The sequence below is a fragment of the endosymbiont of unidentified scaly snail isolate Monju genome (assembly GCF_000801295.1).
In the GTDB taxonomy this organism is placed as follows: domain Bacteria; phylum Pseudomonadota; class Gammaproteobacteria; order Chromatiales; family Chromatiaceae; genus MONJU.
The window spans coordinates 951,539-972,515 of record NZ_AP012978.1; the positions used below are offsets into that span (position 1 = coordinate 951,539).

General features: G+C 64.6%; 21 protein-coding genes. 14 read left to right on the top strand and 7 right to left on the bottom strand.

Annotated features, from left to right (window positions below):
- The first annotated feature begins 586 nt into the window (after positions 1–586).
- The 4 genes from EBS_RS13925 (at position 587) to EBS_RS04515 (ending at position 3,349) form a co-directional block, all read left to right on the top strand.
- Entirely contained in the window at positions 587–1,390 is an 804-nt protein-coding gene (locus tag EBS_RS13925) for a hypothetical protein (protein WP_043107561.1), read from the top strand.
- A gap of 19 nt (positions 1,391–1,409) precedes the next feature.
- Positions 1,410–2,045 carry a nucleotide-binding protein gene (locus EBS_RS04505; RefSeq protein WP_043107562.1) on the top strand — a complete coding sequence of 212 codons (636 nt, stop codon included), beginning with the start codon at positions 1,410–1,412 and terminating at the stop codon, positions 2,043–2,045.
- Positions 2,046–2,323: 278 nt separating this feature from the next.
- Positions 2,324–2,647 carry a hypothetical protein gene (locus EBS_RS04510; protein WP_043107563.1) on the top strand — a complete coding sequence of 108 codons (324 nt, stop codon included), beginning with the start codon at positions 2,324–2,326 and terminating at the stop codon, positions 2,645–2,647.
- Positions 2,648–2,851: 204 nt separating this feature from the next.
- Entirely contained in the window at positions 2,852–3,349 is a 498-nt protein-coding gene (locus EBS_RS04515) for a DUF948 domain-containing protein (RefSeq protein ID WP_043107564.1), read from the top strand.
- Positions 3,350–3,379: 30 nt separating this feature from the next.
- On the opposite strand, the gene EBS_RS04520 is transcribed toward EBS_RS04515, so the two are convergent.
- The 3 genes from EBS_RS04520 to epmB form a co-directional block, all read right to left on the bottom strand.
- Positions 3,380–5,416, bottom strand: a complete 2,037-nt coding sequence (locus EBS_RS04520) for an EAL domain-containing response regulator (protein WP_171816182.1) — start codon at positions 5,414–5,416, stop codon at positions 3,380–3,382.
- Positions 5,417–5,536: 120 nt separating this feature from the next.
- Positions 5,537–7,456, bottom strand: a complete 1,920-nt coding sequence (locus tag EBS_RS04525; RefSeq protein ID WP_043107566.1) for a hypothetical protein — start codon at positions 7,454–7,456, stop codon at positions 5,537–5,539.
- A gap of 142 nt (positions 7,457–7,598) precedes the next feature.
- Positions 7,599–8,609 carry an EF-P beta-lysylation protein EpmB gene (gene epmB, locus EBS_RS04530; RefSeq protein WP_081999816.1) on the bottom strand — a complete coding sequence of 337 codons (1,011 nt, stop codon included), beginning with the start codon at positions 8,607–8,609 and terminating at the stop codon, positions 7,599–7,601.
- A gap of 34 nt (positions 8,610–8,643) precedes the next feature.
- Here epmB and efp point away from each other — a divergent pair, with 34 nt between their 5' ends.
- Both efp and epmA read left to right on the top strand, forming a co-directional pair.
- Positions 8,644–9,216, top strand: a complete 573-nt coding sequence (gene efp, locus EBS_RS04535; protein ID WP_043107568.1) for an elongation factor P — start codon at positions 8,644–8,646, stop codon at positions 9,214–9,216.
- A gap of 8 nt (positions 9,217–9,224) precedes the next feature.
- Positions 9,225–10,211: an EF-P lysine aminoacylase EpmA gene (gene epmA / locus EBS_RS04540; protein ID WP_043107569.1), complete on the top strand. Its 987-nt coding sequence runs from the start codon at positions 9,225–9,227 to the stop codon at positions 10,209–10,211.
- Between the two features lie 262 nt (positions 10,212–10,473).
- Here epmA and EBS_RS04545 read toward each other — a convergent pair whose 3' ends face one another.
- The gene (locus EBS_RS04545; RefSeq protein ID WP_043109236.1) at positions 10,474–11,202 is read right to left on the bottom strand and encodes a UDP-2,3-diacylglucosamine diphosphatase; all 729 of its coding nucleotides are present in this window, start codon (positions 11,200–11,202) and stop codon (positions 10,474–10,476) included.
- A gap of 486 nt (positions 11,203–11,688) precedes the next feature.
- Between EBS_RS04545 and EBS_RS04550 the strand changes: the two genes are divergently transcribed.
- The gene (locus EBS_RS04550) at positions 11,689–13,302 is read left to right on the top strand and encodes a translocation/assembly module TamB domain-containing protein (protein WP_043107570.1); all 1,614 of its coding nucleotides are present in this window, start codon (positions 11,689–11,691) and stop codon (positions 13,300–13,302) included.
- Positions 13,303–13,324: 22 nt separating this feature from the next.
- Positions 13,325–13,933 carry a YdbL family protein gene (locus EBS_RS04555; protein WP_052199301.1) on the top strand — a complete coding sequence of 203 codons (609 nt, stop codon included), beginning with the start codon at positions 13,325–13,327 and terminating at the stop codon, positions 13,931–13,933.
- A 269-nt stretch (positions 13,934–14,202) separates the two neighbouring features.
- Here the strand turns inward: EBS_RS04555 and cysG are convergent, their stop codons facing one another.
- The gene (gene cysG, locus EBS_RS04560) at positions 14,203–15,639 is read right to left on the bottom strand and encodes a siroheme synthase CysG (protein WP_043107571.1); all 1,437 of its coding nucleotides are present in this window, start codon (positions 15,637–15,639) and stop codon (positions 14,203–14,205) included.
- 160 nt (positions 15,640–15,799) lie between these two features.
- Between cysG and EBS_RS04565 the strand changes: the two genes are divergently transcribed.
- The 3 genes from EBS_RS04565 to dsrE2 all read left to right on the top strand — a co-directional run bounded on the left by EBS_RS04565 (position 15,800) and on the right by dsrE2 (position 16,993).
- Positions 15,800–16,144, top strand: a complete 345-nt coding sequence (locus EBS_RS04565; RefSeq protein ID WP_043107572.1) for a rhodanese-like domain-containing protein — start codon at positions 15,800–15,802, stop codon at positions 16,142–16,144.
- Between the two features lie 96 nt (positions 16,145–16,240).
- Positions 16,241–16,471, top strand: coding sequence for a sulfurtransferase TusA family protein (locus EBS_RS04570; RefSeq protein WP_043107573.1), 231 nt, complete (start codon positions 16,241–16,243; stop codon positions 16,469–16,471).
- A 42-nt stretch (positions 16,472–16,513) separates the two neighbouring features.
- Positions 16,514–16,993, top strand: a complete 480-nt coding sequence (dsrE2, locus tag EBS_RS04575; protein ID WP_043107574.1) for a sulfur carrier protein DsrE2 — start codon at positions 16,514–16,516, stop codon at positions 16,991–16,993.
- A gap of 119 nt (positions 16,994–17,112) precedes the next feature.
- On the opposite strand, the gene EBS_RS04580 is transcribed toward dsrE2, so the two are convergent.
- Together EBS_RS04580 and EBS_RS13500 are read right to left on the bottom strand one after the other, a co-directional pair.
- Positions 17,113–17,865, bottom strand: a complete 753-nt coding sequence (locus EBS_RS04580; protein ID WP_043107575.1) for an OmpP1/FadL family transporter — start codon at positions 17,863–17,865, stop codon at positions 17,113–17,115.
- On the bottom strand, positions 17,756–18,337 hold the full coding sequence (locus tag EBS_RS13500; protein WP_171816183.1) for an outer membrane protein transport protein: 582 nt from the start codon (positions 18,335–18,337) through the stop codon (positions 17,756–17,758). Before EBS_RS13500 ends, EBS_RS04580 begins: the two co-directional genes overlap by 110 nt.
- 225 nt (positions 18,338–18,562) lie before the next feature.
- On the opposite strand from EBS_RS13500, the gene EBS_RS04585 reads away from it, so the two are divergent.
- From EBS_RS04585 to EBS_RS04595, 3 genes are read left to right on the top strand one after another with little or no spacing between them, the layout of a single operon-like run.
- Positions 18,563–19,474: a LysR family transcriptional regulator gene (locus EBS_RS04585; protein ID WP_043107576.1), complete on the top strand. Its 912-nt coding sequence runs from the start codon at positions 18,563–18,565 to the stop codon at positions 19,472–19,474.
- Positions 19,475–19,487: 13 nt separating this feature from the next.
- Positions 19,488–19,862: a hypothetical protein gene (locus tag EBS_RS04590; RefSeq protein ID WP_043107577.1), complete on the top strand. Its 375-nt coding sequence runs from the start codon at positions 19,488–19,490 to the stop codon at positions 19,860–19,862.
- 12 nt (positions 19,863–19,874) lie between these two features.
- The gene (locus EBS_RS04595) at positions 19,875–20,933 is read left to right on the top strand and encodes an AI-2E family transporter (protein WP_043107578.1); all 1,059 of its coding nucleotides are present in this window, start codon (positions 19,875–19,877) and stop codon (positions 20,931–20,933) included.
- The last annotated feature ends 44 nt before the right edge of the window (positions 20,934–20,977 follow it).

Consider the following 20,977-nt stretch of genomic DNA (forward strand, 5'->3'; position numbering starts at 1 on the left):
GGCCGGCATGCCTGGTGCTGGCGTGGGGGCTGGCGTTTTGCGCCGGCACCGTAACGGCTGCGGCTCCTGGGCGCTGGCTGGCGCCCGAAGTGCAGCGGACCATGTTCCGGCCGGTAAACGGAGCGGTCGCCCGGCGCCAACCGGCGTGGCCCCGGCGTGCGACCGATTCGACGCTTGGCGTCTGGTACCAGCCCGTGGCCCGTTTCCGCCCGGACAGCCCGACCGTGCCGGTCGCGACCGAACCCCGCTCGGAAACCGGGCCTGCGGAGGCTGACGCGCATGCGCAGTTCCGGCCGTTCGCACGCCCACACATCGGTGACTCGGGGAAGGCGTCAGCAGCGCAGCCAGCCTGGTCCCCCGCTTATCTCCCGTATCTGGTCTCATCCTATCCGGCAGGAGGTTGGGGGTGGCCGGTCGTGGCGCCCTTTCCGCCAATTCCCTTGCCCTTTTGGGGGGCACCTTATGGTACCGTAACCCCCTATGTGCCCCCGCCGCTGGCGCCCCACGCGCCGTGGCCCCATGTACCGCCCCTGGTCTCGCCCTACTGGCCTTACCGGTAGGCCGGGGCGGCAACGAGAGGTAGAGAATGAAAGTCGAATGCATCAGGAAGCTGTTTCTGCCCTGCCTGGTGAGTCTGGTCTCCATGCAGGTGACGCTGGCCGCCGAAACGACGCAGTGGCGGCCCGACGCAGCGCAACCGCCGGCACCGCCGCAAGCCCCTGTCGCCCCGCTGCCGCCACCGCCGCCCGTGCAGCCGCGGTTCCGGCCGGTGCCCGCCGCCGCCTGGCAGCCATCCCGGCCGATGACGCCTTATCCGGGACAGCCCTTCGTGAACATGGGCATCCCGCCCGCACCGCCACCGCCGGTGGTTCCGGCCTTTGCGCGCCAGTATGCGTGGCGGCCCGTGAGTCCCCCGCTGATCGCGCCGCGTCCGGCCCATGCCTGGATGCCGCCAGGTGCCGCCTGGGCGCGAGGCTATCGGCCCGCGCCCCCGCCGCCACCGCGTTATCGCCCCTTGCCGCCGCCGCGTCCGGCTTTCCCCATGACCGGCCCGGTACCGCGTGCGCCTTATGCTTACCCGCCGCTGGGCTATTATCCGCCTCCCTATCCGGGCGTTCCGTTCCGCGGGGCGCTGGGACAGCCGTATCCCATGTCCTTCTGGCCGGGACCCTATCCCCCGCCCGGGCCGGCTCTGACATTGACGCCCTGGGGGGTGATGCCGGCCGGCAACGGCTGGTCCGATCCGTATTTCACCCGCCGCTGGCCAGGCCCTGTCTATCGCAGGCTCGGGGTCGGCAGCCGGCGGTCCTCCTGGGGCGGTTTCCTGCCGGGTTGGATGCCGCTGGCCGGCACCCCCTGGGGTGGTGACTGTTTCTGGTGTGGTAGCTGAAACGATCGAGGAGTCGTCGGTGATCACCATGATTGGCAGTCTGAAGGGCGGGTCGGGCAAGAGCACGGTCACGTTCAACCTGGCCATTTGGCTGAAGCTGGCGGACAGCGAGGTGGCGGTGGTCGATGCCGATCCCCAAGCGACGCTTTCGGATGTGTTGATGGTGCGGGCAGAGGAGGACTATCACCCGACGGCTCCCCGGCTGAAGGCCGATGTCCTGAAGTCCCCCGAGGCGTTGGGAGAGTATGAACAGGTGTTGATCGATGTCGGCACCGCATCCATGGACAATCTCAAGCAGGCCATTGCAGTGGCCGACCGCATCCTGGTCCCGGTACCGCCCAGCCAGGCGGATATCTGGTCCACCCAGCGTTTTCTTCGTTTCGTGGCCGCCAATGCGGGCGATCGCGACATCGAGGTGCTGGGTTTCATCAATCGCGCCGATACCCACCATGCCATTCGCGAGTCCGACGAGGCGGCCGCGGCGCTGATCAGTCTGCCGGGGATTCGTTACCTGAAGCCGCGGCTGGCACAGCGCACCGTCTATCGGCGCTCGTTCAGCGAGGGGCTGGCGGTGTTCGAGCAGCAACCACGCGGCAAGGGGGCTGCGGAGTGGAACGCCCTGGCCGCAGCCCTGTATCCGGATTTGCTGGGCTGAGCCATGTGGCGCGGGTTTGGGCAATGGCTCAACTGGCTGGCCTGTCACCTGGTCGCGATCGGGTTTCTCGCCTTTCTGCTCGTGGCTGTGCTGTTTCGCGGGCCCTTGTTCGGGTTGTCCGAACAGGCGGTGACAGGAGACGCAAGTCCCCGGGAGTGCGTCGGCAACGTCGGTGGGGGCCGTGAACAAACCCTCCCTGGCCACCGAGGCGAATCCGCCGGGCAGGGACGTGGCCCCGTCAGGGGAAGGGTCGGAAGCGACGGGCGAGGCCGCCGCGGTTGCGACCCTTCGGTGAGGACGAGAACCGCCTGCCGGCAGATGCCTTGCTCAAGCGTGCGCGGAACGCCTTCTGGGACGGCCAGCCGCAGAAGGCCGAGGTGCTGTACCTGCGTTACCTGCAGATGCGGCCCGATGACGTCAACGGCTTTGGCGAGCTGGGCAACCTGTACCAGTCCATGGGACGCACCCGCGATGCGCTGGATGCCTATTACGAGGCGGGTGTGCGTCTGCGTGCCGAGGGAGATCGCAAGCAGCTGGCGCGGATCGTCGAATGGCTGGAGAAGGCGAGCGACCCGCGTGCACGCGAATTGAGCGCACAGTGAGGCCGTGTTTCCACACCGGACAGGAATGGCGCATTTCGGTGGGAGATCGCGCTTCACGTCTTCTGGTTGGAGCCTCTTTACTTTAATCCCTGATCAGGCCCAGTCTCCCCCGGAGACGAGGAGAGCCTTGCCTTTACCGGTGTTAGTGTGATTCACGATTGTCTGTGTTATTTTTTATTCTGATTTTCAGCCGGATAGCGACACATGAGTGAACAGGAGAGCGAAGCCCCCAAGGCGATCTCGCACGAAGATGAGTACGCGCGCCTCTCCGAGGTGTTCGAGTCCAGCGCGCGGCGCTGGGAGTTGATCATCTACCCCTCCCTGTTCGCCTTCATCGTTCTGGCGCTCTACGGTTTCTACCTGATCTACAACCTGCAACGTGATGTGCATTACCTGGCCATCAGTGTCGATCGCAACATGACCACCCTTGCGGGCAACATGCAGGTGGTCGCCAAGAACATGGGGCAGCTCACCACCAATGTGCGTGCCATGACGGTGAGCCTGGATTCCATCGATCACAAGGTGAGCACGCTCGAGCCCATGCTGGCCAACATCCATTCCATGGATCAGTCGATGCGCGACATGACACGCACCACCGGCGCACTGAATGCCGCCGCGCAGGGAATGAACCTTCACATGTATCGCATGAACCGCGATCTGGGACGGCCGATGCGGATCATGAATGCCTTCATGCCCTGGTGACAGGTCCTTGGTGCTGCCGGCCCCGAGGGTTCACTCGTTGCCGACGACGTCGATCTGCGGGGCGGGTTCCTGCAGGAAATATCCCTGGATGTAGTTGATGTTCATGCTCCAGAGCGTGGCCAGGGTATTGGCATCCTCGATGCCCGTGGCAGCTGTCTTCATGCCCGCCTGTTGAAGCCCGGCGTTGAGCTCGGCGAGGCGCTCCTGGCGCTTGACATCCGAGGGCAGGTCCCTGGTCAATTCCGGCGAGAGGCGGACGAGTTCCACGTGATAGTGCTGTAGCAGATCGTAGTTGGTGAAACCGTCCTTTATGCCATTGCAGCTGATCTGGCAGTTGATTTTCTTCAGGCCTTCGATCAGGCGCATCAGTCCGGGTGGGCGTTGCTGCAACAACTCCAGATCGAACTGGAAATACAGCCAGGCTCCCTTGGCCTTGAATTCGCGCAGGCAATCACACACCCAGAGCAGCATGGAATCGTCCAGTGCGCCGTCATGGGACAGGGTGATGTGGAAATTGATCTTGCGTCCGATGCTGCGGTGGCGGGAGAGCTCGCTGATGGCACGGCGGATAACCCAGCGATCGATCTCGCTCAGGCGCTCGCTGCGATTGGCGTGCTGATAGAACCAGGCGGGTTCGCGTTCGACGTCGTTTTCGTCGATCAGCCGCACGAAGACCGAGTAGTTTTCTCGTGTATCACCTTCCAGGCTCACGATGGGCTGGTAGAGCAGCCGGAATCCATCGTGTTCCAAAGCACCGTCGATCAGGCCGACGATCTCGGTGTCGACTTCGGGAACAACCGGTTCCTCCAGGTCGATATCGTTGAACACGCTGATCGGTTCGCTGGCCGGGTCCCGTTCCGTGCGAGCATAGCGTGCAGCGCGCCGGCAACGGCGGATGAGTTCCAGGGCGCTGAGGTTACTTGCCTGGCTCGAGGTGATGGCTCCAAGGCTGAACTCCGGCGGTTCCGCCAGCTCGCAGGCTTCCTGTATCGAACCCTGGTGCAGCGTGTCGAGGCAGCGTTCGGCCACCTCGTCGGGAGACTTCCTGGAGTGGGTGAGGACCAGGAATTCGTGATCGCCAAAGCGTGAGAGCAGGTCGTCGCTGAAATGGGACCGCAATATCTCGGCAGTCTTCTTCAGCAGCCGGTCCCCCTTGTCGATGCCTTCGCGATCGCACAGTTCGGCAAAGTTGTCGATGCTGATCTCCATCAGCATGGCGTTGTCGCGGAAACCGCCGGTTGTCTGGATGCGCTCCAGGGCGCCCACGAAGGCATGGCGGTTGAACAGCTGGGTATGCGGGTCACGGTCGATGAGCTGGCGGATGCGCGCTTGCAGTTCACCGTTGGTAGAGTCGGTGCGTATCAGCACCTGGAGGCAGGGTTCGTCGTTGACCTCCAGGGGATGCAGCTCGATATCGGCCTCGAACTCGCCGCCGTCCCTGTGGCGGCAGCGCAGCTTCTTGCGCACCTCCTTTTCCCCGGCTTGCCGGAGCAGCCGTTTGAAGGTGTTCCGGTCTTCGGGAGCTACCAGGTCCATCATGGTGATGCTTTCCATGTCTTCTGCCGACAGGCCGAAGAGTTCCCGGTAGACCGCGTTGCTCTGGATGTGCAGCCCCTGGTGGATGTAGGCGATAGCGTCCCGTGAGCTCTTGAGCAGTTTCTGGAAACGCAGTTCGGCATTGGCGAGCCGATGCCGCGTGTGTGCCAACTCCTGCCGCAGCAGCAGGGTGTGGTATTCGCGCTGGATGGCGAAGACAAGACGACCGATGGATATGGAGTGCAGCAGGTCCCGCACGCCGTTCTCGCGGGCATATTCTGCCCAGGCAGGCGGGTTCTCGCTCAGCAGGATGATGGACGCCGCGGGGTTTTCCTCGCGGATCATCTCGATGGCGATGTCAGGTGGCAAGGTTGCCGAGTCGGCGTTGATGGTCACCAGGTCCGCGGGTTCCGTCTCGAGCAGGCGCAGCAGGCCTTCGCGGGTCTCGGTGCTTTCCATGCGCACCGGTTGGCCGCTGTTGCGCAGGGCATTGGCACAGCGGCTGGCGTCCTCGGCCGAACTGCCGATCATCAGTAGCTCGAGTGGCGAATCGCCATTGTCCAGGCTTTGGAAAACCGAATCGGGGATGGCTACCATGAGCGTTGCTTGTTTCTGTCGTCGCGGCCGAGAATCATTGGGCGCCTGATGCCGCTACAACGAATTCCATAGACTGTCGAATTCATTATACGGTTTCGAGGATTGCCCTTCCGAGTCTTCCCCACTTGCGACCAACTCGAAGCCGAGACGTGCGAAGGCGCTGCTGAAATCGATCAGACGGGTCAGGCGGATGACCTGCCTGTCGCCGGGCAAATCCTCCAGAACGAACTGGCTTCCTGTCGGGTAGGAAGTGCTGTTGAACACCAGACTGGGCTCTTCGTTCCCACGCGGCGGATGATGGAAATCCAGGATGAAGCAGGGGATCTTTTCCAGCGCCTTTCTGCTGCTCTTGCCAGAGTTTAACGGGCGTGCATGGGTGGCCCGAACATGGGTGGAAATCACTTCCATGCCGAGTTCCAGTCGTTCCTGGCTGATGCTGTGCATCCAGCGAATGACCGCCAGGCTGTAGTCCAGGGGGTTGTCCTTGCTGCCCACGCCCAGCAACTGGCCGACCTTGACCTTGGGCGGATGGTCCTTGGCGAGCCACTGTATGCAGTACCCGCCAGCACTCTCGTTGAGCGTGGTCACCTCCATTCCCTTGGGATCGAGCGGATCGATCATGCGGCTTTCCTGCCACTCGGCGGGTGTTCCGGGCTTGTCGGCCAGGGGGTTGCCGTTGAGCAGAAAGGAGCTGTTTTCGTTGACCAGAGAAGTTCCCGATTGCAGGTCGAGACTGGTTGGGGCCAGAGAGAGCTGACTATCGTCGATGGCGCCCAGTGGATCGATCTGGTGTGCACTGGTCAGGGCCGGAATGTTGATGTTTGGACTGCTGTTGAAGGTTGAAGGCAGTTCCTCGCTGGGACTGGGAGGCAGGGGGCTGGGCGAGAGGGCAGCATGAATCGAACGGAAGCCGGTCAGCACGTGGAGCGAGAAATGCAGCCGGGTGCGCACGAACTGGCGTTCTGCCGGGGCGTGCCAGCTACGGATCAGTTGTCGCAGCAGGGCTCGCGAGATGAGTGGTTTTCCAGGACGTATGTCACCCGATCCGTCGAGCGGGGCCTCCTCGTATTCCGCGTGCAGTCGCTGGATCAGGGGGCGTACGTCGAGTATGGCGACATGGCGACTGGCGATGGGCATGCGCAGGGCGTTGTGTATCGGCCCCTCGTCGGACGTCAGGCTCACGTTCAAGGCGCCGTTGGCTGGTATGTCGTCGTCCATTCCCAGGAAATGCGTCTGGCCAGACCATTCGAGCGTCTTCTGGAAGGTGATTTCCAGGTGAGACTGGCGCAGCCGCGAAGGCACCGTGGCGGCAAACAGCAGCAAGGCCTTGTAGCGTTCCTCTATGGTGGAGACCTCCTCGATATCCTCCATCTTCATTTTCACCGGGATGCGATGGATATGGTTCTGGCGGGAGAAGGCATATACCGCGTTGACCTGCTTCCACAGCTGTGCGGGTGGCCGGGTGTAGGCCAGGCAGGCCTGGAGATAGACCCGGCCCAGATAGTGCAGGGTGCGGTGCAGGGCGATCACCAGCAGTTTGCGATCGAAGCGTTCGGTTGCCCCCGAGAGCATCCGCTCCACGATGATCTTGTACGATGTGGCCAGTTCGTTGTTCAGTTCGCGCGCCAGCACCACCGTCTTCCAGGCCTTCTTCGACAAAGGAAAGCCCACGTCGATGTAGTGTCGCCGCAGGTTGTGGCAGACATAGTCCACCGTCGGGCGGAACAACTCCACCACTTTGGCACGTACCAGGTCCGGGATCTCGTAGCGGTTGAAATCCAGGAGCGTGGTATAGACCTGGCGCGAGGTCTCGCCGATGTTGGCCAGGGGCAGGGAAGCAATCCATTCGGCCGTGTCCCTGGGCTCGAGCAGCATGCTGTTCTCGGGGGCAGGCGACTGTTCCGGCACGACCAGCCCCAGGGTGCTGGCGGTGCCAGTCCGTTCGTCGGTCCTTGTCAGTGTTTCGTTGTCCATCGTGTTTCGCTTCCTCCGCTCGGCGGGGCCGCCTGTCGATCTCTCCAGGCGTGGCGTCCCTTCCCTGGGCTCAGGCCAGCCCTGCCGAGCGGGCACAACGACGCCGCTCCCGGTTCAGGGCACTGTTTCCAAGTCTAGCAGCCTACGGGGCCTCCATGGGGCGTTTGCTGGGCTCCCCGGGCACCTCGCGCACCAACCGGGGCAGCAGGTAACCCGGAAGCTGCGCGCACAATTGCCGATGCAGCGCACCGGCTTCGTCGCTGGAAACGGCGAAATGTGCGCTGCCGGCGACCGGATCGAGCAGGTGCAGGTAATAGGGCAGGACTCCGTGGTCGAACAGGGCCTCACTGAGTTCGGCCAGGGTGGCCGCCTCGTCGTTGACCCCACGCAACAGGACCGACTGATTGAGCAGGGTCACCCCGGCCTCGCGCAGTGCACGCAGGCCGGGACGCAATGCGGGAGCAAGTTCGCGCGGATGATTGGCGTGCAGCACCAGGCTGACTCCAAGACGACTGGCGGCCAGGCGCGAGACCAGGCGCCCGGTGAGCCGTTCCGGCAGCACCAGGGGCAGGCGGCTGTGGATGCGCAGGCGTCGCAGCTGTGGCAGTTCTTCGAGCCCGTCGAGCAAGACCTGCAGGCGTCCATCGGACAGGCTCAGCGGGTCGCCGCCGCTGAGGATGACCTCGCGGATCTCCGGCATCTTCCGCAGGCGTGCCAGCACGGCCGCCGGGTCACGGAGCGCGCTGTCTTCTGCATAGGGGTAGTGGCGGCGGAAGCAGTAGCGACAGTGGATGGCGCAGGCGCCGGTGACCACCAGCAGGGCACGGCCATGGTACTTGTGGATGAGGCCGTCGCCCAGCGCGGCGGCACTGTCGCCTACCGGGTCCGTGACAAAGCCGGGTGCCGGGTGCCGTTCCTCGTCGAGCGGCAGCACCTGGCGCAGCAGTGGATCGCCCGGATCGCCACGTCGGATCAGTCCCAGGTAGTGCCGGGTGACGCGCAGCGGAAAGGTGGCAGCGGCCCGCTGTGCGCCGGCCAGCAGGGAGTCGGGTAGTTCGAGCAGGCGCAGCAGCTCGGCCGGGTCGGAAACGGCGCGTGCCAGCTCACGCTGCCAGTCCTCGGGCTGGGACGGGGCGGGGGCAGAGGTTATCATTACCGGCTTATCGTGCCTTTGTGTCGAGGATGTCATGGCTAGCTACAATACCAATGAATTCCGCAGTGGTCTCAAGCTGATGCTCGATGGCGACCCTTGCGTCATCATCGAAAACGAATTCGTCAAGCCCGGCAAGGGCCAGGCCTTCAACCGCGTCAAGCTGCGCAACCTGAAGACCGGTCGGGTGCTCGAGAAGACCTTCAAGTCGGGTGAGTCGGTCGAGGCCGCCGATGTCATGGAGCGCGACCTGGCCTATCTCTACACCGACGGCGAGTTCTGGTACTTCATGGACAACGAGACCTACGAGCAGTACCAGGCCGATGCCAACGCCATGGGCGAGGCGGTCAAGTGGATCAAGGAGCAGGACGTGTGCAACGTCACCCTGTGGAACGGCCAGCCGATCGTCGTCGAGGCGCCGAACTTTGTGGTGCTCGAGATCACCGAGACCGATCCCGGACTCAAGGGCGACACCTCGGGTGGCGGCGGCAAGCCGGCCACGCTGGAGACCGGTGCCGTGGTGCGGGTGCCGCTGTTCGTGCAGACCGGCGAGAAGATCAAGGTCGATACCCGCTCTGGCGAATACGTCAGCCGCGCCAAGGACGACTGATCCGCTTCATGGACCGGCGCCGTCACGTGGACGACTGGCGTCCCGGCGCCTCGCTCGAGACGCTGCGCGCCCGCGCCCGCCTGCTGGCGCGCATCCGTGCCTTCTTCGCCGCCCGCGGGGTGCTCGAGGTCGAGACCCCGCTGGCGGGCATCTCCTTCGGTACCGATCCGGCCATCGAGCCCCTGCGCAGCCGCTTCACCGGCCCCGGGCATGCCCGGGGGCTGGATCTCTACCTGCAATCCTCGCCCGAGTTCTTCATGAAACGTCTGCTGGCCGCCGGCAGTGGACCGATCTGGCAACTGGGCAAGGCCTTTCGCAACGGCGAGGCCGGGCCTCGGCACAACCCCGAGTTCACCCTGCTGGAATGGTACCGGCCGGGATTCGATGACACCGCCCTGATGGACGAGGTGGCGGCGCTGGTGCGCGTGGCGCTGGACCAGGACCTGCCGGCGGAACACTGGTCCTATGCCGCGCTGTCCCGTACCCATCTCGGTATCGACCCACTGGAGGCCGATACGGAAAACCTGCGCAACTGCGCCCTGGCGCACGATGTGCTCGGTGCCGAGGGGCTGGTGCTGGACCGTGACGGGTGGCTCGACCTGCTGATGAGCACCTTGATCGAGCCCTTGCTGGGGCGTGACGGTCTGACTTTCGTCACCGATTATCCGGCCAGCCAGGCCTCGCTGGCGCGCCTTGCACCCGACGGCCGTACGGCGGCGCGCTTCGAGCTGTACTGGCAGGGTATGGAACTGGCGAACGGCTTTCACGAGCTGAACGACGCGGCTGAACAGGCGCAACGCTTCGAACAGGAGAACTGCCGGCGGCGCAGCACGGGCCAGGACCCCATGCCGGTGGACGATGCCCTGCTGGCGGCGCTGGAGCACGGCCTGCCGGACTGCGCCGGCGTGGCGCTGGGCATCGACCGGCTGCTGATGTGCCAGCTCGGCCTGGACGACATCGACCAGGTGCTGGCCTTCTCCCTGGCGCGGCTCTGAGGCACAGGATATCGATGGGCATACTCCTGACGGCCTGCCCATCCTGTGCAGGGCTCGACCCGGGGCGAAGGTTCGTGGCGGGGACGCCGCTCCCACGGGTAGGAGGCCTGTCCCCGGGCCGAACATTCGCGGCGGGGACGCCGCTCCCACAGGTGCTGTAGGAAGCCCGTCCTCGGGCCGAATGTGCCCTGTGGTGCATTACCCCTGTCAACCCTGGTGCCGCGTCGGATGGGCACAGTGCGGTGTGCCCATCCTCCATTCTTCAGCGGATCTCCTCGCGCCGGAGTGACACCTCGTCGGCCACCCAGGCGGCGGCGTGGTCGGCGTGCCATTCGTCGAGGACATGGCGGTAGGCGATGCGTCCGTCGGGCAGGCGGTGTTCGTGGACTGCCGGGCGGTGGGTATGGCCGTGGATCAGCCGGGTGGCATGGTGGCGATGCAGGTAGTTGAGCACCGTGTCCGCGTTGGCGTCCATGATGTCCGCCGGGGTCATGGCCGTGACCTCGCCGCTGCGCCGCCGGTATTCGGCGGCGCGGGCACGTCGCCAGGCCAGCGAACGGCGCATGGCCAGCCACTGGAACAGCGGGTTGCGCAGGCGGCGCCGTGCCTTCTGGTAGGCGACATCGTCGGTGCACAGCAGGTCGCCGTGCATCAACAGGGTGGGTTCGCCCGCCACTTCGGTGAGAAAGGGGTCGGGCAGCAGGGTGGCGCCGATGGCCTGCATCAGCCGCCGGCCCATCAGGAAGTCACGGTTGCCGCGCTGCATCAGCAGCTGCACCCCGCGTGCGCTGGTCGCGGCCAGTGCCTCGCGCACCCGGCAGGCCAGCGGGGCGTCGTCGTCGTCGCCGATCCAGGCATCGAACAGGTCGCCCAGGATGTACAGGCGGTCCCCGGGCCGGGGGCGCTCGTGCAGGAAACGCTCGAACAGCGCCAGGGTTTCGGGTCGCTCCTCGGCCAGGTGCAGGTCGGAGATGAAGATCTGTTCGGCCATGCCCGACATTGTACGGGGAATCGGGTGGACGGTTATGCTTGGCGACATGGAGAGGAGGTCGCCACAAGGCCCGGGGATCGTCACCGCGATACTGCTGGCCGCGGTCTGGCTGAGCGTGGCGCTGGCCGGCGTGCCGGTCTCGCTGGTAATCGGCGTGGCCGATATCGTCCACCCGGCGTTCGAGGCCCGCGATCTGCGCCTGAGCCTCGAGGACGCCGTCGAGACGCGTTCGCTCGCCCTGCACATTGGCCACCTGCACCTGGCCGGACAGGCGGACGAGCTGCGCGACCTGCAACTGCGCTGTCCCCGGGTAGAGCGACCCTGGCCGCACTTGCGTTGCGAGAAGGCGACGCTCGTGATCGGGGACAGCCCCTGGGGGCCGCAGCGCCTGTCGTTGACCATCGACTGGCAGGGTGATGGTCGGGGGGGCTGCGGTTCTCGGGCCTGCGGTTCGGTGGTGACCGGCTGGGAGGCCGCCTGGCGCTGGTGGAGGGTCGCTGGTCGTTGCGGGTGCGCCTGCGCCGGCTCGACCCGGCCCGCCTGCCGCCGCTGGTGGCCGCCCTCGGCAACCTGGGGCTGGAAGGCCTGGGGGGGCGCATTCGCGGTCGGCTACACCTCGAGGGTGGGGCAGGGGGTGTGGACCGGCTGGGCTTCGAAGGGCGTTTCGAGGACCTGGCCTGGAGCGATGCACCCGGCGAGCAGGCGGCCGAGGGAGTGCGCGGCGAGGTCAGCCTGGCCTTGCGTCGCGCCGAGCCGAGCTGGCGCGGGCGCCTGGCGCTAACACTGGACGGCGGCGAACTCTACAGTGATTCCTTGTTCTTCGATCTGAACAAACGACCTCTGGTGCTGGATGCCCGGGGGGGCTGGCGGCCAGGCCGATTGACGCTGGACACACTGCAGCTGGACGATGGCCAGGCGCTACGCCTGAGCGGCGCGGCGACGCTGGCGCTGGCGCCTTTCGGTTTGCTGCGGGCCGACCTGGCCGCCGAGAGCGCTGACCTGGCCGCCCTGCATGCGCGTTGGGGGCAGCCCTGGGTGCTGGATACCCCCTTCGAGGGAGTCACCGCGGCCGGGAGTGGCCAGGCACACCTGCACTGGCATCAGGGACGGGCGAGGGCGCTGGATCTCACCCTGAGCGGTTTGCGCATCGACGGCGAGACACCGTTCGCCATCGACCGCCTCGATGGCGAGTTGCACTGGCGCGCCGAGGGCGTGGCGCCGGACAGTCACTTGCGGCTGGGTGGCTTCCGCCTGGGGCGCCTGGCCTTTGGTGCCACCGAGGTGGCGTTCAACACCAGCGGTCGGATGGCCTACCTGCGTCGTCCGCTGGTGATCCCCTTCCACGAGGGCAAGCTGCGCATCCCCGAGGCTACCTGGGTGCAGACCGATGAAGGCGCCGAGGGCGGCTTCTCGCTGCGCCTGCATGAAGTCTCGCTGGCCTCACTCACCGAGGCCCTGGCGTGGCCGCGCATGGAAGGCCGGGTGAACGCCGAGATCCCCCGAGCGCGCTACCGGGCCGGCACCCTGAAGGTGGGTGGCGACGTCGTCATCCAGGCTTTCGACGGGCGCATCGTGATCGGCGACCTGGCGCTGGCCGAGATCGGCAGCGCCGCACCGGTGCTCACTGGACGGTTGCGCCTTCACCGCCTCGACCTGCTGCCACTCACCCGCACCTTTTCCTTCGGCGACATCCAGGGGCGGCTCGACGGCGAGATCGAAGACCTGCGCCTGGTGGCCAGGCAGCCGGACCGCTTCGAGGCGCGGTTCTTCACCTCGCCCGACGATGACCGGCCGCACCGTATCAGCCAGCGTGCGGTGGAGAACCTGACCGAGCTGGGCAACGGGGTCTCGGGTGTGCCCTCCACGGGCTTCCTGAGCCTGTTCAAGACCTTCGGCTACGATCGCATCGAGCTGCGCATCCGCCAGCGAGGCGACCATGCCTGGATCGATGGCATCCCGGCCGGCAAGGGAGGGTATTATCTGGTGAAGGGCGCGGGCATCCCGCGCATCGACGTCATCGGCCGCAATCGCGAGGTGGCCTGGAATGACCTGGTGGCACGACTGCGTTCGATTCGTGTCGAAGGCATGCAGATGCGATGAGAGAAGGAAAGAAGGAGAGGAGATGAACAAGCGAGCGATCCTGACCTGGCCGGTGCTGGCCCTGCTGCTGGCCTCTTGCGTCACCATCAATATCTATTTCCCCGCTGCTGCGGCCGAAGAGGCGGCGCGCACCATCGTGCGCGACGTGTTGGGCAAGGGCGACAAGCAAGAGACAGCGCCCGCCGAAAAGCCGCAGTCGCAGCTGGCGCCGGACTGGCCGGCGCGCCTGGCGCTGGGTCTGCTCGACGCTCTGGTGCCACCGGCGGAGGCCGCGGCGCAACCTGACATCGACATCTCCAGCCCGGCGATCAGCCGCCTGCGCCAGGGCATGGCGCAACGCCAGCGGCAACTGGCGCCCTTCTACCAGGCCGGGGCCATCGGCTTCGACCGCAACGGCCTGGTGGCCATTCGCGATCTCAAGGCGGTATCGCTGCGCGAGCGCACCCGCTTGAAGAAGCTGGTGGCCGCCGAGAACCGCGCCCGCAATGCCCTGTACCGCGAGATCGCGCGCGCCAACGGCCACCCCGAGTGGGAACCGCAGATCCGCGCGATCTTTGCCCGGGTGTGGGCCGAGGAAGCGAGGCCCGGCTGGTGGTTCCAGGACGGCCAGGGCAACTGGCGCCAGCGCTGACGGCGGCATGGGAATACACCCTGACAGGGTTGTGGACCCTGTCAGGGTGTCCGAAGGAAACGCCCGGGAGGAGCGGCGTCCCCGCCGCGAAGATTCGATCCGGAACGGTTCGGCCCGGGGACGGGCCTCCTACATGCACCGCGAATGTTCAGCCCGGGGGCGGTAGGAGCGGCGTCCTCGCCGCGAATTCGGCCCGGGGATAGTTCGGCCCGGGGACCGGCCTCCGACACACAGGGGCGGCTTGCTTGTCTGTCGGAAGGAACTCCGGCTTACAGCGCCGTGCCCGGTTCCACCGGTGTGGTGGCGCCCTGTTCGGAATGTTCCGGGGCGCGGAACCACGACAGCTTTTCGTGCAGCTGCACCACCTCGCCGACGATGATCAGCGTGGGGGGCTTGGGTTGCTCGCGTTCGGCCAACACTGGCAGCTCTGCCAGCGTGCTGGTGAACACCCGCTGCTGGTGGGTGGTGCCTTGCTGTACCAGTGCCGCCGGGGTGTCGCCCGGCAGGCCGTGGGCCTGGAGTTCGCGGCTGATTACCGGCAGGCCCTTGAGCCCCATGTAGAACACCACCGTTTGCGCCGGCTGAGCCAGTTGCGCCCAGTTGAGGTTCATGGTGTTGTCTTTCAGATGCCCGGTGACGAAGGTCACCGACTGGGCATAGTCGCGGTGGGTGAGCGGGATGCCCGCATAGCTGGCGCAGCCCGAGGCGGCGGTGATGCCGGGTACCACCTGGAAGGGCACTCCCTGCTCGGCCAGGGTGTCGATCTCCTCGCCGCCGCGGCCGAAGATGAAGGGGTCGCCGCCCTTCAGACGCAGCACGCGGTGTCCCTGTTTCGCCAGGTAGGCCAGCAGCTGGTTGATCTCTTCCTGGCGCATGGCGTGGTTGTCGCGCTCCTTGCCCACGTAGATGCGCCGGGCGTCGTGCCGGGTCATGTTCAGCACCGCCTTGGCTACCAGGCGGTCGTAGACCACCACGTCGGCCTGCTGCATCAGGCGCAGGGCGCGGAAGGTGAGCAGGTCGGGATCGCCCGGCCCCCCGCCAACCAGATAGACTTCGCCCATGCCGTTCTCGGGCTGGCGTTCGTCCAGTTCACGTTCCATCAGCACCTCGGCCTCTGCCATGTGCCCGGAGAAGACGCGCTCGGCCACGCCACCCTGGAGGATGCGGTCCCAGAAGCGACGGCGTTCGTCGGGATCGGCGATCGTCTGCTTGACCCGGTCGCGGAAGCGGGCGGCCAGCTCTGCCAGGCGGCCGTAGCCGGCGGGGATCAGCGATTCGAGCCGGGCGCGGATCAGCCGTGCCAGCACCGGCGAGGCCCCGCCCGTGGATACCGCCGCGACTACCGGCGAACGGTCTATGATCGAAGGCATGATGAAGTTGCCGTCGGTCGGGTTGTCCACCACGTTGACGGGGATGCGGCGTGCACGTGCGGCCCGGGCGATCTGGCGATTGAGTGCCAGGTCATTTGTCGCGGCGATCACCAGCACGGCCTCGTCCAGGTCGGACTCCTGGTAGGGTCGGGCCTGGTGCTCGATTTCGCCGTTCTCGGCCATGCGGCTGAGTGCCGGGCACAGCTCGGGGGCCACCACCTGCACGCGGGCGCCGGCGCGTCGCAGCAGGGCGACCTTGCGGGTGGCGATCTCGCCACCACCAATGACGGTGCAAGGTTGTTGATTTACATCGAAAAATATGGGCAGATGTTGCATGGCGGCGGGCGCACCTGGATTGACGGATTTGAGCAATGTAGCCGAAACCCGGGGTGAAACAAAACCGCAGCAGGTGCGGTCATTTGATTATATGAGGACATAATAATATACTATTACGATATCGGCTTTTTCGCCAGAAACACATTCGAGAGGTTCAGTCATGCTTGTCAAAGAAATCGACGCGACGGAATTGGCGTCACGCCTGCAGGCCGGAGACGACGTCGTCCTGCTGGATATCCGCAGCGATGCAGAAGTGGCGCAGGGCGTTATTCCGGGATCTGAACACCTGGCCATGCACCTGATCCCGCTGAAGCTGCAGGATCTGCCGCGCGACCGTGATATCGTGCTCTACTGCCGTAGCGGGGCGAGGTCCTACCATGCCTGCAATTTCCTGCTGCAGCAGGGGGTGGATAATGTCCTCAACCTGCGTGGCGGCATCATCGGCTGGGCGCGCCAGGGCTACGAGATCGCAGCCCCGCGCCAGGCTCAGGCCGGCGGGTTTTGAGTTGGTTTCTTGCAATTTCAAGACGGTTGGAATATAAGAATCCACCGAATTTAACCCCCCCCTGTACAACACATTGAGCATCCTGGAGGTTGCAACATGGCGAATTTCGACGAAGAACTGGACGCATCCGGCCTGAACTGCCCGCTCCCCATCCTGCGCGCCAAGAAGGCGCTGGCGGGCATGGAATCCGGCAAGGTGTTGCGCATCATTGCAACCGATCCGGGTTCGGTGAAGGACTTCGAGGCCTTTGCCAAGCAGACCGGTAACGAACTGCTGGAATCCGGTGAAGAGGGCGGCAAGTTCGTCTTCCTGATCAAGAAGGCCTGATCCCGGTCCTTTCCTCTCACCCCCTGAAAAGAGGGCAAAACGATGGAAGAAAAGAAGCTTGCCATCATTGCAACAAAAGGGACGCTGGACTGGGCCTATCCGCCTTTCATCCTGGCTTCCACCGCAGCCGCGCTGGGTTACGAGACCGAGATCTTCTTCACCTTCTATGGCCTGCAACTGCTGAAGAAGGACCTGGACCTCAAGGTCTCGCCGCTGGGCAACCCCGGCATGCCCATGCCCATGGGCATGGACAAGTGGTTCCCCACCATCCTGACCGCACTGCCGGGCATGGAGGCGGTGATGACCGCCATGATGAAGAAGAAGATGGCCGACAAGGGCGTGGCCAGCCTGGAAGAGCTGCGCGAGCTCTGCCAGGAGGCCGAGGTGCGCCTGATCGCCTGCCAGATGACGGTCGACCTGTTCGATATGGACACCAAAGACTTCATCGATGGCATCGAGTATGCCGGGGCCGCGCGCTTCTTCGAGTTCGCCGGCGAATCGGACATCTGCCTGTACATCTGAGTCACCCTCTTCGTACAGACGGAAAACAGAACACCGCCCACGAGGCGGTGTTTTTTTATGGAGTCTCCGGTCGAGTGCCTCCCCCGCCTGCTGCTTGCAGGGGAGGTCTGGAGAGGGAATCAGAAGCGCTTGCTCAGGCCCGCGCCGAACAGGTGCACCGTGGTCTTGTAGTTGCCGTTGTAGGCCAGGGTGCCGTTCGGATCAGTAGTGGGTAGCGTCGTGGAGCGCAGCGAGCGATCCTTGAACTTCACGTACATGTAACCCGCTTCGATGGCCAGGCCATCGCCGAGCTGGCGCCCGATGCCAATGCTGAACAGGTTGCGGTCGGCGTCTGCGGTACGGGCGCTGAAATAGGCATCGGGCATGGCGCCCTTGTCGAAGCTGTACCCGAAGCGTAGCTCGGTATCGGAGGTCAGCTGGTAGGTGGCTCCCAGCCGGTAAGCGTTGACGTCTTTCCAGTGATTTTCGCTGACGATGGGATTGATGGGGACGCCCGGATGGTTATGAGAGATGCGCAGGATATCGAAGCTGCTCCAGCCGGTACGGGTAACGTCAGCCTCTACAGCCAACTCGGGGTTTACCTGGTAGCGTACGCCAATTTGAGCACGCCAAGGGATGTCCAGGGTGGTTCGGGTGCCACCAAAAGTCAGTCCGCCGGCGGTGGTACTGCCACTGATGTCGGCTTCGGCATGAGAACGGAAGCTGGCACCGAAGCTCCAGGGGCCGTTCAAATGGCTTGCACTGATGTTCCAGCCCCATCCGTCACCGTCGCCCTTGTTCTGCAACGAGGCGGTATCGAAAGCGATCTTGCGTGCCCAGTAGTAGTCGATACCGACAGCGACGGCGGTGGAGGAGCCAACCTTGAACGCCATGCTGGGAGAGATGTCGACGACCTCGACCTGACTCTTGGTGGGTGAGTTGGTGCCAAGGGGGAAATGTTCCCACCGGGTACTGGGTACTCAGGCCCAGCGGCACGCTGGTGTTGAATGCCAGGGTGATCCCGTCACTGATCTGGTGGGTGAGGGACAGGTTGGGAATGAAGACGTTGTCCCGGCCCTGGAAGCTGGCGGTGGTCGGTGTGTTGGGAGGCGCGGTGGTGACTTCGGACTCGGCATGGACCACCATCAGACCACCGCTGAGCGTGGTACCGGAATGGAATGCCGCCAGCGAGGGGTTGTAGGGTACTGCGCCGAGCATCCTGGGATTGGCGACCACCGCGTTGGCGGTCCCCAGGCCGCCGATCGAGATCTCCGGGATATTGAAGCCCGATGCCTGGGCGCCAGTGGTGCCCAGCAGCCCGAGGATGGCGCCCGCCAGGACGCCGCGCCGCAGTTTGCATGCCATGAGTTGGTTCCTCTCCGATAGTTGTGTGGATGTTGTTGCTTGTTGTGGGCAAACGGGTTGCCATAGTGCCAAGGCTAATCGAGAAACCGCTCGAATAACAGTCCCTGTCCCGGTACAGCGATCCGGCGGTTGGCGAGCGTGCGCAGGCGACGACAACAACATTATGTGGTTATAATATAAGGGATACTTATCTGCCCAATTATAAAAACCGGGGGGCTAGGCAGCATGGCCGATCGCCGATTGCAGGTATTCCACACCGTGGCGCGCCTGTTGAGTTTCACCAAGGCAGCCGAGACGTTGCACATGACCCAGCCGGCGGTAACCTTCCAGGTGCGCCAGCTGGAAGAGTATTTCAATACGCGCCTGTTCGACCGCACACACAACCGCATCAGTCTGACCGAGGCCGGTGAGGTGGTGTATCGCTTTGCCGATCGCATCTTCGAGCTGTACGCCGAGATGGAAAATGCCGTGCGCGAGATGACTGGCGAGATCAGCGGCTCGCTGACCATCGGCGCCAGTACCACCATCGCGGAGTACATGTTGCCGGCCCTGCTGGGTGATTTCCGCAACCAGTACCCTGATGTGACCATCCACCTCAAGGTGTCGAACACCGAGGGTATCGTGTCGATGGTGGAGAACAACACCATCGACCTGGGGGTGGTCGAGGCCCCGGTAGGCAACAAGAACCTGGTTGTGGACAAGTGCCGGGACGACTGTCTGGTCGCCATCGTGCCGCCCAATCACGAGCTCGCCTCGCGCAAGAAGGTGAGCATGGAAGAGCTGCTCAAGTATCCCTTTATCTGTCGCGAGGAGGGTTCAGGCACGCGCGAGGTCATCACCAACTACACCTGCAAGACCGACGAATGCCGCCAGGCCATGCAGGTCGCCATGGAGTTGGGCAGTCCCGAGGCGGTCAAGGGGGCCGTGGAAGCCGGCATGGGCATCTCGGTGGTCTCCAATGCCACTATCCAGAAGGAACTGCGGCTGGGCACCCTGGTGGCCATCCGGCTCGATCCGCCGCTGGAGCGGCCCTTCTCCTTTGTGCATCAGAAACAGAAGTTTCGCGTACGCGTGATGGAGGAGCTCCTTGAATTCGCCCGGCCCTATTGCCACGCCCACCAGGACGACGAAGTCTGAGACGGGATTGCGCATGCTCTCTCCGCAGACCCCGTCCCCACAGCAGCAGGAGCTGCTGAGACTGTTTCGGCGCCTCGATGACCGTGCCCGGGACAGCCTGCTGGATTTCGCTCGTTACCTGGCGGCGCGGGAGGCCCCTGAGGCCGTGCAGGACGTGCCTCCGGCAGAGCCGCTGGGCCTGCCGCGTCCCGAAGAAGAAACGGTGGTGGCGGCCATGCGACGCTTGTCGCGCAACTACCCCATGCTGAACAAGGACGAGCTGCTGCACCAGACTGCGGCCTTGATGAACACCCATGTCATGCAGGGGCGACCTGCAGTCGAGGTGATCGACGAGCTGGAGGCGCTGTTCCAGGCAGCGTGGCGCCGTTATGCTGGACTCGACGACTGACAGGGAGGGGGCATGCAGCTGATCGCCGACTGGTTCCGCCGGACGTTCTCCGATCCCCAGATCGTGTTTCTGGTGGTGGTGTTGCTGGTAGGTTTCGCGGTGGTGCTCACCATGGGGGACATGCTGGCGCCGGTACTCGCCAGCGCGGTGATCGCCTACCTGCTCGAGGGGCTGGTGGTGTTGCTGGAGGATCGTGGCATGCCGCGCCTGCTGGCCGTGGTGCTGGTGTTCATTGCCTTCATGGTGTTTCTCTCGGCCGTGTTGTTCGGCCTGTTGCCGGTGGTGTCGCGCCAGGTGACCCAGCTGGTGCAGCAATTGCCCAACATGATCAGCGAGGGCCAGCGGGTGCTGATGACCCTGCCCGAGCGTTATCCGGAGATCGTCACTGTCGACCAGGTGGAGCGGATCCTCGACACCCTGCGCGGCGAGATCGCTGTGTTCGGCCAGAAGGTGCTGTCGTTGTCGGTTGCCTCGGTGGTTGGATTGCTGACCATCGTCGTCTACCTGGTGCTGATGCCGATGCTGGTGTTCTTCTTTCTCAAGGACAAGGAGCTGATCATCGGCTGGTTCAGCCGCTTCCTGCCGGGCGAGCGCAGCCTGGCCACCCGGGTGTGGATCGAGGTGGACAGGCAGATTGCCAACTACGTGCGCGGCAAGTTCTGGGAGATCGTCATCGTCTGGGCCGCCAGCTTCGTCACCTTCTCGCTGTTCGGCCTGCAGTACGCCATGCTGCTGGCGGTACTGGTGGGTCTGTCGGTGGTGGTCCCCTACGTCGGGGCCACGGTGGTGACGGTACCGGTGTTGCTGGTGGCCTGGTTCCAGTGGGGCGGGGGGCCGGATTTCATCGGTGTGACCGTGGCCTACCTGGTCATCCAGGCCATCGACGGCAACCTGCTGGTGCCCCTGCTGTTCGGTGAGGTGGTCAATCTGCACCCGGTGGCGATCATCGTCTCCATCCTGGTGTTCGGCGGCTTGTGGGGGTTCTGGGGGGTGTTCTTCGCCATCCCGCTGGCGACCCTGGTGAATGCGATACTTCGCGCCTGGCCTGATCATCATCCTCGCAGTATTTGATCCCATACACGAAAAAGCCCCCGCGCGGGGGCTTGTCGCAGGGC